The organism is Enterococcus sp. DIV0712, from assembly GCF_050554855.1.
Taxonomy (GTDB): Bacteria; Bacillota; Bacilli; order Lactobacillales; family Enterococcaceae; genus Enterococcus; species Enterococcus faecalis.
In genome coordinates this window covers 1,221,010-1,234,721 of sequence record NZ_CP187333.1, presented here as the reverse complement: position 1 = coordinate 1,234,721, position 13,712 = coordinate 1,221,010, and the positions used below count along the sequence as shown (strand labels likewise).

The window sequence follows — 13,712 nt, the reverse complement described above, 5'->3', positions numbered from 1 at the left end:
AGATTTAAAGAAGAACTGCATTTCTGGAGACGAATGCTTTTAACTCAACCTCTGTTTTTTATAAATCTTTAATTGTTTTTCCAGCACGTTTCATTTGTACGAAACCAATTGCTACACGCACCACAATATTAATGGCCATCATAATAAAGAAGAGACCCATTGTTTGCGAAGTTAAGAAACCAATTTCTAAAATGTTGTGGAATAACATAGCTGCTACATAAATACCAATAATGGTACTGAAAACCAAGAAAATGCGTAATGGATTTAAAGGCAGACATGCTCGAACAACAGCCATACAGCTAATTCCAACTAATAAATAATACATTAACGTCGTGGTGTCTAAAGAAGAAAATCCTTGATTTTGTCCAATCAGATAAACAGCAATGATATTCACTACAACTAAAAGCGCATTAACAGACGCATTTTTCAAAGCCGTTGGTAAAAACTTCCCGACAACTTTTCGTTTGTCCCCTTCGAAAGATAAGAAGAAAGCAGGATACCCTTCAATTGCTAAATCAATCAAGGTCACTTGAATCGGAATGAACGGGAACGCAATGGCCGTTAAGGCACAAATGATTGAGAGAATAAACGAATAAATCGTTTTAATGAAGAAAACGCTGGAAACTCGAGTTACATTATTTACCACACGCCGTCCTTCAAACAAGACATCTGGTAACGTTGTAAAATCAGAATCTAGCAAAACTAGATTAGAAATTTGCCGAGTAGCGCCATCTCCTTCTGCCATAGCGATACTACAATCCGCTTCTCGTAACGCTAAAACATCGTTGACCCCATCGCCGGTCATCGCCACCACATGCTCTGTGTCTTTCAACTCACGTACAATGGTTCGTTTTTGCTGAGGCGATACACGTCCGAACACTGTGTATTGCTGAACCGCTTCACGCACTTCTGCTTCTGTCGTTTTGGTCGACAAATCAATATAAGACTCATAACCGGGTAGCCCAGCACGACGAGCAATATTTGAAACAGTCACCGGATTATCACCAGAAATTACTTTTAAGTCGATTCCTTCTTCTTTTAGATAAGCCAGTGTTTCTTTGGCATTTTGGCGAATTGGATCGTCAATTTCTAGAATTGCTAATGGCTCTAAATAAGGCATTTTGGTTTCGTTTAACGGTTGTTGTTCCGCAATGGCTAACATCAAGACGCGATAACCATTCTCTTGTGCTGTAAAAACAGCTTCTGGCAACCGACTATCGTCTACCAAACGCTCAGGAGCCCCTAAATAAACTGTCCCAATTTCTGGAAATTCAATAGCCCCCCATTTTCGTTCAGAAGAAAAAGCCAAGACTTCTTTTGCGCCAAATCGATTGGATACTTCATAATGATCACGAATTGCTTGCATTGTAATATTATTATCCGTACTTTCAGATAGGTAGCTTCCGATAATCTGCGGGAAGAGTTCTTCATATTTGTCATGCAAGATAATCGCCTTTTGCACTTTCATTTTACCTTCTGTAATCGTTCCAGTTTTATCTAAACACAAAGTGTCCACATGGGCCAATGTTTCAATTGAGTACATATCTTGTACTAGAATACGTTTTTTGGCTAACTTAATGACACCTGTTGTCAGCGCAATACTAATTAATAGTACTAATCCTTTTGGTAACATCCCTAACAAAGCAGCTGCAGAAGCAACAACAGATGTTTTAATGCCAGCATCTCTTAGCCAAAAAGCTTCAACAAATAAAATAATCCCTAGAGGAATAATCACCCAACTTGTAAATTTAGAGACTTTACGAATCGAATTGACTAACTCTGATTGAATTGGTTTATGCACTTTGGCTTCTTGGGTGATTTTCACAGCATAGTTTTCGGCACCAACGTGGATAACACGGGCATAGGCTTGTCCGCTAACAATGAAACTTCCAGAAAGCAGGGTATCGCCGATTTCCTTTTCAATTAAATCTGATTCACCTGTTAACAACGCTTCATTCGCTTCGACTTTACCGTCAATAACTTCCATATCAGAAGGAACTTGTTCCCCTGCAGAGATAATAACAATATCTTCCATAACTAGTTCTTTTGTATCAATTTCTTGTTGTACGCCATTTCGAACAACATGAACATTTTCTTTTGCCACAATAGATAATTTTTGAACTAAATTACGGGCATGAATTTCTTGGAAAATCCCGATTGACATGTTCACAATAATAATCGCTAAGAAAGCCAGATTAGAATACGCTCCGACAAATAGTAAACAAACAGCGATTGCAAAGTTTAAAAAGTTGAATAACGTCATGACGTTATCAAAAATAATATCTTTTGTAGATTTTGCTACATTTTCCTCATAATTATTTTGAAGGCCTAACTCTTTCTGCTTGGCAACTTCTTCTGTACTTAACCCTTTTTTCAGGTCGACTTTATTCAACATCCAGCTCTTTCCCTACCTTTTCAATTAATCAGTTACATCCCTTCTAGTTTACTTGCATTTTCATGAAACTGCAAGAAAAGCCTAAAAAATTCCTGTAAGTTGAAAGAATTCTTTAGACTTTTCTCGTTTTAATTTAACTTTTCAATAAACCAACGATTCATTTTGACAATTTCCGCATAGAACATATTGCCACCATTTTGATAAAGGTAACCACCATTGTAAACTAACGCTTGCCAACGATAATAACGATATTTCGTATTTTGGTCATTCCCTAGCAACGGTGAAAGGACTTCTCTTGAATATTCTTCTGCTAACTCTGTCGTGTGTTTCCCGCCGCGTTCTTTAACAAACTGAATATAATCCAGTCCATAATTATATGCTTGTACGCCTGTCCACTCATCACAGCCAGCTTCTTTTGCTTTCGCTAACGCTTCCGCGAGAAATTTGACGCCATGTGCGATACTTTCTTCTGGTGTTTCAATCACTTCTTGTTGTCCATAAACACTTTCACTGCTCTGCATAATATCGCCAGATTTCCCTTTAGATTCTGTATAGATAATCGCTAAAGCTAATGTTTTGTATTCAGGTATTTTATTTTTTTTGACTTCTGCTTCTACTTGTTTTTCAAAGGTCATTACCGTTTCAACATTTTGATGTATTTTATAGCCAAGATAGCCAAGACCAGCAACTAAACCAACAAACAAAAGTAGCATGATTTTATAAATTATTTTTCTTACTCTACGCATCGAATCATCCAAACTTTTTCTTTTAAGATACGTTCTATGTTACTTGAAATAACTGAAAAAAGCGAAGTTTTTGTTACTTCTTTAGTTTTATTTAATAAAAGTAACTTTTTTGTGAACAAACCGTAACTTCGCAAGATTGAACGTTTTCACCTAGAATAGAATAACAAGTAATTTTGTTCTATTGGCGCTTATTTATTGCATCAAAAAAGCCCAGATAAGAATGAACAAAATTCTTTTCTAGGCTTGACTTTATACAACTTATCTATTCTTTTAACAAACAGTCAAATGTTTTATGGAATTTTTTTCCCAGTCATTTCTTCATAGTCTCTACTCATCATTCTCCAAGCTTTTTCAATATCTTCATTCAATCCAAACAATCCGCTTCTACCAACAATATAAATATCAGGTCCTGCAGCATCAATTCGCTTAAATGAATTTCTATTCGATGAGCCGTCCATTTCAATTACATAACGATACCCTTTTTCTTCACGTAAATTACGAAGAGCAACAATTTTATCAAGTGTTCCTTCAATAAATCGCTGGCCAGCAAAGCCTGGATCAACGGTCATGATTGTGATTTTATCCAACAATTCAATATATGGAAAGATTGATTCAATAGGCGTTTCGGGATTAAGGACGATCCCTGTTTTAAGATTAGCATTGTGAATTTGGTCAATTAGGCGAAATGCTAGACCATCTAAAACCTCTGCATGCATACAAATCCATTCACATTTGATATCTACTAGTTGTTGTACCCAAAAGCTTGGATTCGTAACCATTAAATGGGCAGATACTGGGAGCTTCGAAATTTTTCTTAACTCCTCAATAAACCACGGAGATAATGTAATGTTTGGCACATAGTGACCATCCATAATGTCTATGTGATACGAAGCAACATGATCATTCAAAAAGGTGATTTGTTGTTTAAACTTGTCCAAATCCATCGTCATTAGTGACGGAGAAAATTCAACTTTGTTCATTCTAATTTTCAACTCTTTCTATCTGATTATTTGGTTGATGTTTTTGAAAATTTTTCTAACTCGTTATATTCAGACGTTGACACATCTCTGACAGGCAATATAAATTGCATTAATTTTGTTGCGCTTTTTCATTTTGTTTAGAAAATCTGAATATCTTCCAAGTTTATCTCCTCTTCTTCTTTTTCTACTAAAGCTTCCATATCTTTCTCAGTTACATCTTTCTTAATAATAGCTAAAACTAAACCGGTAACCACAGCGTTTACAACAATTGCAATAATGCCAGCCAGCGGTTTACTCATTGTTGGAATCATTAAAACACCGCCAAATGGAACTGTCGCATCTGCCCCTAAGATCATTGTTGTTGCGCCACCCACGAAGCCACCAATCGCTGTAGCAATGACTCCTCGGACAATATCATTCATAACTAAAGGAATAACACCTTCAACAATGTTAATCACGCCCATTGGTACGGCAGACTTTAACGTTTCAACTTCTAGTTTTGTATAAATATTTTTTCTAAATAATTTAGCAAAGAAGAAAGCTAATCCAAAGCCTATTGGCGTTGCTGTATTTACTAATTGCAATGCTGTAATTGGTCCATTAAGTCCTTCCGCTTGCATTGTCAAAACAAAGGCAAAAACAGTTTTGTTAATGGGTCCGCCATAGTCTATACCACTTAATAAACCAATTACACCACCAAAAATTAATAATGACGAGTTACCTAAGCTATCTAAAAAGTTCGTTAATAATGAAGTAAATGCCGTTATTGGGGTCCCGATAATATATATCATGATTAATCCACCAGTAATTGATGTTAAAAATGGAATAATTAATGTTGGTATTAACCCTTTCGCCCAATTGGGTAATTTCACATATTTCAAAATAGCTAATACAAGATATCCTGCCAAGTAACCACCTAAGATACCACCAATAAAGCCGGCACCAACTGCATTCGCAGTTAAACCAATAATAAAGCCTGGAGCAATTCCAGGTTTACCGGCGATTGAAAAAGAAATGCCAGTAGATATAACAACCGGAAGTAAGCCTAAGCCAGCGCCACCCATAGTAGCTAAAGCATCCCAAAGCGAAAATTCACCTGGTACCAAGGTTCCTTGACTTGAGCCACCAAACCCCATACCAATTGCAATTAAAAAGCCAGCACCACAGACAATTGGAATTAAATATGAGATTGCTGTTAATAAATGACCTTTAAGATTTAACTCTTTTAGTTTTTTCATTTTTATCCTCCTAAACATTGTTCTTTTATTTTATTTTCTATTTAAAAAAATTGCTGTTATGAATTCTTCTGTAGAAAATATCCACAATATGCTGTCTCAGTAATTTCATTAAGAGAATGCCTTCACTACATCCTCTGGCGATTTTGATTGAAGGAGTTCTTTCACTACTTCATCATTTCCGAGTTTTCTGGCAAACAATGATAATAGTTTAAGATGGCTAGTTGTTTCTTTATGATCATTGCCCACAGCAAAAAGAATGATTCCTTTTACGCCATTATCATCTAAAGATTCCCAAGGAATTTCTGTACTATTAATACCAATGGCCACGCCTATTTTTTTTACATACGCACTTTTGCCATGTGGAATGGCTAGATAGTTTCCGATGCCCGTTTGGCCTTCCGCCTCTCTAACATAGATATCTTTTATAAAGCCTTTTTCATCTGAAATATTGCCATTTTCAAGCAAAAGATTGGCTAATTCTTTTAACGCTTCCTCTTTTGTATTTACATTCATATTCGTTTTAACGGTTTTTAAGTCAATGATATCCTTTACTTCCATTACAATTCCTCCTAGAAGGTTACTTTTCTTGTGTCATAACTTCTTCTGCTTTTTCAATTAGTTTAGTGGGTGATTTTACAGCAACTTCTGTAGGTACTTGAATGATTCGTTTCCCATCAAAACGCTCTCTTCCAGAAATTTTTACATCAATGGCTAATATAACAATGTCCGCTTCCTTAATTTGTTCATCCGTTAGTTTGTTTTCAATCCCAATGGTCCCTTGTGTTTCTACATGAATCTCAACTCCTGCTTTTTTTGCAGCGTTCTCCAATTTTTCTTGTGCGATATATGTGTGAGCAATTCCTACTGTGCAGGCTGCTACGCCGACTATCTTCATTATTTTTCCTCCTCAAATTTTTCTATAATTTTATAAAAATCTGTTTCTGTTTTTAAACGCAACAACTTTTCTAAGAAGTCTTCATTTGCTAATTTTCTAGTAAATCGACTGATTTCTTTTTTTACTTTTAACTGTTCATTTTCTTTTAGTAAGATGACAATAATTAATTTCACTTGCTTAATGTCTGCCGTCCATTCTTGGATTTCTGTTTTTAAGCCAATCAGATATATTTCACTTTTTTTCAAGAGTGCATTTTCTAAATGTGGCAAGACAATTTGCTCTGCAATCTGATTACTTCCCATCTTCTCACGATTTACCAAAGATTCCTCAATCTGCTTTTTTTCTTGGGGCGTTAACAAAGGTGCTGCTGTTTCTGCAATGAATTGATATACTTGCTGTTTTGAAAGAAGTTCTTGGTTTAGGAAAACTTGGTATAAAGGATTAACGTTCATGATAGATTTCCTCAACTTTTCTTTGTAATCGATACTGATCATCCATTGTAAACATGGCACTTACCAACAATGATTTAATGGGGACCTTTTCCTGTAAATGAATCGTTGTCAAAATCAATTCAATATCAGAATAATCTTTTAATGATTTCTTTATATTTCGTGTGGCAATAATTTCAACAATTTGTAATTCAGGGAATTTCTTTTCAACTTTTACTCTCAATAGTTCTGAAGTTCCAATTCCAGTGGTACACATAATCAAAGTACGAATAGGTAACTGATTGGTTTCAATCATTCGCGCAAAATACAATGTAATAAACCCATTCTCATCTTCGTTTATAGCCGGCAGTTGATAGTTTTTACTTACTTGCTTAGAAACTTGCGCAATTTTTCCGAAAATTGTTTCATACGTCATTTTTATTTGATCCAATAAACTATTCTTAACATGTATGCCATTTTCAAGACGATTTATCATTGGTTTTATATGACTAGCCAATTCAAGAAGTAGCTGATCATTATCAGTTAAAATTTTTAGTTGTGCACTCATTTCCTCTAAATAAAATTGAGTAACTTGCATTACTTTGAAAGAAAAATTAGTTACTTTACTAAACGAACCTTGCATCCTAGAAGAAACCAAATATTGATATAAGTAATAAATTTCAACGTTAGGCAGTCTCTTATTTAAATAAGTTTCAATCTGTTGAATCGTTGTTTGCGCGACCTTTTTGAGGACTAAGTCCTTTGTTAATTCTTGTTCTTCTTCGTTAGATAATTGGTATTTTTCAGAAATAGCTACTTTTCGTGAACGACTAATTAAGATATAAAGATGCGAAAAGATGTTTACGTTATATGGATGTGGAATAGTAATATCCAGTTTTTTTTCAATGTTCCTGACTTGATCTAACGTAAAAAGGACATCATAATTATTAAAATTTAATGCTTTGTTGTTTCGAAGATCCTCAATATCGATAATGTTCAACAGTTGTATTCTATCGGAAATGGCTTTCCTGATAGCTCTTTCCTCACCGATAATTGCCAACGTTCGATTTTTCCGTTTGAGTGTTAAATCATATTTCTTTAAATCTTCGGATAATTGTTGTTCATCGCTAAATATCACAGAATCACCAACATAATATCTTGCAAATAATTCATAAACATTTTTAGCTTGTGGAGAAGCTAACAACAATTCCTCCAGAATTCGATTGCGTCTTTCCCTTGGCGAAAAATCACTTTCTTTTTCGACTAAATGTCGATTCTGTTCCATAAATCGTTCATAGTCTAGCTTGTATCCTCGTCCTTTCTCAGATAATATGAGTGAACCTTCTGAAAATTCATCGTTAATTTTTTTTATCAAACGATAAACTGTCTTAGGAGAAGTACTTAGGCAGTTTGCCAATTCTTCTGCAGTCATATAATCTTGTTTTTTTGAGAGAAGTAACAACAATTTTTGTCCACGTTCTTTTTTCGAACTCATAGCAACCCCTCCTTGATATATTTATTATAATCCATATAAAAGAAAACGCTTCCTTGTTTTCTGTCCGTTACATTGGCCATTTTTGTGAGTGGTTAAAGTGTTCGATTATGCGAAACTTTCTAAGGCTATTTATAAATAAAAACCTGTAGAGCAAGCGATTTTTATTACTGGCTCTACAGACACTAATACTTTCAAAGAATACAAAAAAAGGGCTGCCTTGCGGCTAGCCCTTTTTTACTTTTATTTTACGGTAACATTTCCGATTACATCATTAATTGAAGTTGTTTGACCTGCTTTTTGTAAATCGTATTGAGCAACGATATCTTGATTTGTGAAAACAACAATTAAATCTGATTTTTTGCCAGCTTGTTCTAATGCGGCTAAATCAATAGTTGCAATTTTATCGCCTTGTTTTACAACTTGGCCTTCTTCAACATGTAATGTAAATGGTCCACCTTGTAACTCAACAGTATCTAGACCCATGTGTAATAATACTTCAATGCCTGAATCTGTTTGGATACCTAACGCATGTTTTGTTGGGAAAATGCTAGTAATTTTACCAGCAACGGGTGTTGAAACTTCGCCGTCTGTTGGTACGACAGCAAAACCGTCACCCATCATTTTTGCTGAGAAAACATCATCTGGTACTTCAGAAATAGGAATAACTTTCCCATTCGCTACAGAATATAATTCAGTTTCTTTTGTTGAAACTGGTGCTTTTTCTTCAACAACTGGTTTAGAAACAGGTGTTTCTTTGGCTGGTGTTGCTGGCGCTTGGTGGTTATATAATCGTTGCATTTCGTCAGCAACAAATTGTACTTCCGTACCAACGATCACTTGGATATTGGTGTCATCAATGACTTTCACACCTGGAACCCCAGTTGCTTTAATTTTTGCTTGATCCACTTTGCCTGTATCTTTCACTGTTAAGCGTAAACGAGTTGTACAGTTATCAATAGAAGTTACATTAGCATCAGCGCCTAAACCATCATAAATACGACGAGCTAGAGAAGCAAATTTGTTGTCGCCTTCTGCAACATCTGGCGTTTCTTCGCCATCGCCTTCTTCACGTCCTGGTGTCATTAAGTTAAACTTAGTAATTGCAAAACGGAAACCGAAGTAGTAAATTGCTGCAAAGACAAGTCCTTGAACCACCAACATCATTGGATGATTCGCGACTGGGTTTTTCAAACTTAAGAAGAAGTCTACAAAACCTGCACTAAAGGCAAAGCCAGCTGTCCAATGCATAAACGCAGCGAATGCTAAAGAAATACCTGTAAAGACTGCATGTAAAACATATAAAGGCCAAGCAACGAACATAAATGAGAATTCTAAAGGTTCAGTAACGCCTGTAAAGAAAGCCGCAAAACCAGCAGCTAACATTAATGAAGCTGTAACTTTTTTCTTCTCAGGACGCGCACATTGATAAATAGCAAACGCGCCTGCTGGTAAACCAAACATCATTACTGGGAAGAAACCAGCTTGATACATCCCTGTTTGTCCTACAATTGCTTTACCAGTATCTAACGCTTGTTGACCAGCTAAAAAGTTCCCAATATCATTGATACCAGCAACATCAAACCAGAAAACAGAATTCAAGGCATGGTGTAAGCCTGTTGGAATTAATAGTCGGTTAAAGAAACCATACAAGCCAGCTCCTACGAAACCTAAGCTAGATATTCCTTTACCAAAAGCAACTAATCCGTTATAAACAACTGGCCAGAAGAAGAATAAGACAGCTGAGATTGCTAACATCGAAATAGCTGACATAATAGGAACTAAACGTTTTCCACTAAAGAATGATAAAGCCATTGGCAATTTCACACCAGAGAAACGATTATACATTGCCGCAGCAACTAAACCAGCGACAATCCCGACAAAGACATTGTTGTCCATGCTGTTGAAGGCTGGGTTTACTTCAGCAATATCCTTGAAGCCTTTAATGGCTTGGATAGAAGCAGGCGCTAAAACAGTTTTTGGCACTAAATAAGCGACTAAACCAGCTAATGCTGCCGATCCATCTTTATCTTTTGACATTCCTAACGCTAAACCAACCGCAAATAATAATGCTAAGTTGTTTAAGATAGCCAAACCACCATTCATTAGAAAAGTTGTGGCTGGACTAGCGCCGATTGTTCCCACGATCCAGTTGGCAATACCAACTAATAAAGAAGCCGCCGGTAATACAGCAACTGGTAACATTAACGAACGTCCCATTCTTTGCATATACGCTTTCATTATACGTAACTCCTCACATAAACTATTTAATTTTTATTATTTGGTCATTCTTAATCGTTCAATGTGAATCGATAAATAACCAAGTTCTTCATTTGGTACTTGATAATGAAAATTTCTCATTAATAAGACTTGTACTTTTTTTGAGATTTCATAGCTTTCAGCATACTTTTTCTTTACGACTTCCAAAATTTCTTCATCTAAAACAGCGTATTGATTTTGTTGGAAGCGATGAATAAACAAACGTAAATGATTCACCAAACGTGAATAACTGAGACTATTTTTATCATCATGAATATCAATAGCCAATTCCTGCTCGATTAAATGAATAATTTCAGAAACGATTGTAACTTCACGGATACTTTTACTATTATCAGTACGCCCGCTGCGAGCACTATGGATATGAATTGCAATATACCCCGCTTCATCATAACTAAATGGAATCTCTAAGGTTTGTGTTAAATATTCTACAGCCCATTGAGCAATAGCAAATTCTTCACTATATAAAATCTCAATTTCACTTAAAAGCTTGTTCCGAACAATAATATTATTTTGAATATTTTCAGCTGCAAAAGCAATGTGATCACTCAACCCAATATTAATATGTTCATTCAACTTTTCACCCAATACCGTTTCAGCATGTTGGATAATTTCTTCACTCGCTAAAAAGTATTTGTCTTCGATTTGTGATAGCAATACTTGAAGTTTTTTCAGTCCTTCTGGCTCCATCACAAACATCCGCTCCACCAATTGTCGAGATAAGACATCATTTTTAGTCTTATTAAACCCGACGCCTTTACCGACAGCTACTTTCTCCTGTCCTTCGTCAAGAACAAGTACAGCATTTTGATTTAGCACCTTTTTAATTTTCATAAATGACCCTCTTCTGCAGAAGTAATTCTAACATTTTCAGTGAAAACAACAAAAAAAGCATAGAACAATCCCGTTAAACATGTTGCGTAACCATTGTACACCACATTGTATTACGAAATTCTTCCATGCCTAGTATTATCTAGTCACATGAAAACGCTATTCATTTGTTAACAGTGCTTATTCTAACGAGTATCATTATTTTTGTCAACCTTTTTCAATTATTTTTTTATTAATTGTTGACTATTAACAAAAAAGAAGCTCTTATCGGGAAGAGGTCGGGACAGAAGTGTTTAATTCCGAGAACCAAGTAGGTACTGTTCAACATCTATTTGCTTTGCAAATAGTGTTTCTCAGCAATAAGAAGGAATTTCCGAAAATTGTCATAAAACACAACGAGGAACGAGTTGATGTTGCATGATACCTACCCGGTGTTCTTTAATTTTTGGAGACCAAGTAGGTATTGTTCATCATCGAATCACTACGTTCTTCGTGATTCTCAACAATTTCGGCTTATTTCCGAAGGACCTTCACCAAGTAGGTACGATGATTTCATCTGTTCATGCTTCACAGTGAAACATCGCAACTCTTAGAGCTGTAGCTCTTTTGAAGGCTGTACTGTGACGAGACGCATGTCGAGAAAACACCTTAGAAGTTGTTGAGATCAGAGCAACGCGTAGTGTTGCTTCTGTTCCCGCCGTTTATCAGTTTTTGAGCGTGGAGCAAAAATCACTTTGGATTTTTGCTCCACGCTCGTTCACTAATTTATTCTTTATAGGCATACTTATATGTGCTCGTTGCACCGAAGTTATGATACTGAATACCTTTGACACCTGGTCGTATAAGCTGACTACGAGCCTCTTGGTATAAAGGAATTAAAGCGGCATCTTCTTCCACCAATACTTTTTCAGCTTTAATTAATGTTTGCCAACGAGTTTCAGGATCATTTGCGTATTTAGTTGTTGCTTCTTCAATTAGTTGATCAAACGTTGGGCTAGAATAGTTCATACGGTTACCACTAACTGAGCTTTCTAAGAAAGTCATTGGATCCTGATAATCGGGTCCCCACATGCCAACAGACAATTCATAATCCCCTTTTCTCATTAATTCAATCGCATTATTTAAAGGAACTGTTTTGACATTAATAGTGAGACCTGGCAACGTTTCTTGTAACTGGCCTTGGATAAATTCAGCAACTTTTCGGTCACTATCACCATCTCTTGAAAGAAGTTCAATGGCTACATCTCCGTTTAGCTCTGCTTTTGCTTTGTCTAAATACTCTTTGGCTTTTTTGGCGTCTGTTTTGACAAGAGCGCCTGCTTCTTGACGAAAATCTTCATTCGTTTCTGGGTTATATACAAATTTTTCTGGAATGTACCCATAAATTTCTTTTGAGCCATCTGCTAAAATATTATCGACTAAACTTTTTTTATCCAAAGCATAAGCTAAAGCTTTGCGGACATTCTCATTTGCAAAAATGGATGGTTTTTCGTTTCTTTTTTGGTTTAAACGTAAGGAATAGACTTTTGACCGTTCGATTGCTTCATAGTCTGGGTTGTCTCGATTTTGTTTAGCAAAATCTCCTGTTAAGACAGCCACATCTAATTCACCTGATTCGTACAAATTATAAACGGTATTGGTTTCTTTAAGAACTTCAAAATGAATCGTTTCTGATTTTACTTTTTCTTTATCGTAGTAGTCGGGATTACGCACAAAATCCCACGACATCGCTGACTGATCCCAATTTTTCATTAAAAATGGACCATTAGATACAATCATTTCACTAGAAGTGCCATAGGCTTGTCCTTTTTCTTTCACGAATGCTTCGTTTTGTGGGAAAAATGGAGAAAATGCCAATAACGACGTAAAATACGGTACAGGCTTTTCCAAAGTAACCTCCAAAGTATAATCATCAAGCGCTTTGACACCCAATTCCTCTGGTGCTTTTTCCTCTTTTGTAATAGCTGTTCCGTTCAGAATCGTTCCTTCTAACAAGAAAAAGTAATTGGCTTGGTTTTTGGGATTCGCTAATTTACGCCAAGCAAAAACAAAATCATTGGCTGTTACAGCATCACCATTGGACCACTTGCCATCTTCTCTTAGTTTAATGGTATATCGTTTGCCATCTTCAGAAATTTCAGGCATCTCTTTAGCGGCAGCTGGTATTAGTTGATCTTTTTCATCCAATTGATATAACCCTTCAAAGACATTGGACTGTGCGTTAATACTGGCTTCATCTTGTGTAAAAATAGAATCCATTGAACCGATTTCCGAGTTCTCCATTAAATTTAAAACTTTTTTCGAGACACTGGTTTTCTCAGTTGCTTTCTCGTCTATTTTTGTTTCTGCTGTTGTGCCACAACCTACCAAGACCGTACTAACAAATAACATAATCCCCATCATTTTTAACTTTTTCATACTATTCCCCCT

Annotated in this window: 11 protein-coding genes; all 11 read right to left on the bottom strand. The window is 35.9% G+C overall.

Annotated elements, in window-relative coordinates; translation table 11 throughout:
• Positions 1 to 58 precede the first annotated feature (58 nt).
• A complete protein-coding gene (locus IGL42_RS05950; RefSeq protein ID WP_002403620.1) occupies positions 59 to 2,395 on the bottom strand; it encodes a cation-translocating P-type ATPase in 2,337 nt (778 codons plus the stop codon).
• 128 nt (positions 2,396 to 2,523) lie between these two features.
• Entirely contained in the window at positions 2,524 to 3,141 is a 618-nt protein-coding gene (locus IGL42_RS05945) for a lysozyme family protein (RefSeq protein ID WP_002357646.1), read from the bottom strand.
• Positions 3,142 to 3,431: 290 nt separating this feature from the next.
• Positions 3,432 to 4,121 carry a D-allulose 6-phosphate 3-epimerase gene (gene alsE, locus IGL42_RS05940; RefSeq protein ID WP_002396372.1) on the bottom strand — a complete coding sequence of 230 codons (690 nt, stop codon included), beginning with the start codon at positions 4,119 to 4,121 and terminating at the stop codon, positions 3,432 to 3,434.
• Between the two features lie 137 nt (positions 4,122 to 4,258).
• The gene (locus tag IGL42_RS05935) at positions 4,259 to 5,359 is read right to left on the bottom strand and encodes a PTS fructose transporter subunit IIC (protein WP_010710399.1); all 1,101 of its coding nucleotides are present in this window, start codon (positions 5,357 to 5,359) and stop codon (positions 4,259 to 4,261) included.
• A gap of 108 nt (positions 5,360 to 5,467) precedes the next feature.
• Complete coding sequence (locus IGL42_RS05930; protein WP_010710400.1) at positions 5,468 to 5,917, bottom strand: PTS sugar transporter subunit IIA; 450 nt, start codon at positions 5,915 to 5,917, stop codon at positions 5,468 to 5,470.
• A gap of 19 nt (positions 5,918 to 5,936) precedes the next feature.
• Complete coding sequence (locus IGL42_RS05925) at positions 5,937 to 6,254, bottom strand: PTS fructose transporter subunit IIB (protein WP_002357651.1); 318 nt, start codon at positions 6,252 to 6,254, stop codon at positions 5,937 to 5,939.
• Positions 6,254 to 6,706: a PTS sugar transporter subunit IIA gene (locus IGL42_RS05920; RefSeq protein WP_010710401.1), complete on the bottom strand. Its 453-nt coding sequence runs from the start codon at positions 6,704 to 6,706 to the stop codon at positions 6,254 to 6,256. Before IGL42_RS05920 ends, IGL42_RS05925 begins: the two co-directional genes overlap by 1 nt.
• The gene (locus tag IGL42_RS05915) at positions 6,696 to 8,177 is read right to left on the bottom strand and encodes a BglG family transcription antiterminator (protein ID WP_002389096.1); all 1,482 of its coding nucleotides are present in this window, start codon (positions 8,175 to 8,177) and stop codon (positions 6,696 to 6,698) included. The genes IGL42_RS05920 and IGL42_RS05915 overlap by 11 nt, the downstream gene beginning before the upstream one ends.
• Positions 8,178 to 8,417: 240 nt before the next feature.
• Positions 8,418 to 10,415: an N-acetylglucosamine-specific PTS transporter subunit IIBC gene (nagE, locus tag IGL42_RS05910; protein ID WP_010710402.1), complete on the bottom strand. Its 1,998-nt coding sequence runs from the start codon at positions 10,413 to 10,415 to the stop codon at positions 8,418 to 8,420.
• Positions 10,416 to 10,451: 36 nt separating this feature from the next.
• Positions 10,452 to 11,285, bottom strand: coding sequence for a PRD domain-containing protein (locus IGL42_RS05905; protein ID WP_002357655.1), 834 nt, complete (start codon positions 11,283 to 11,285; stop codon positions 10,452 to 10,454).
• Between the two features lie 762 nt (positions 11,286 to 12,047).
• Positions 12,048 to 13,700 carry a peptide ABC transporter substrate-binding protein gene (locus IGL42_RS05900; RefSeq protein ID WP_010710403.1) on the bottom strand — a complete coding sequence of 551 codons (1,653 nt, stop codon included), beginning with the start codon at positions 13,698 to 13,700 and terminating at the stop codon, positions 12,048 to 12,050.
• Positions 13,701 to 13,712 lie beyond the last annotated feature (12 nt).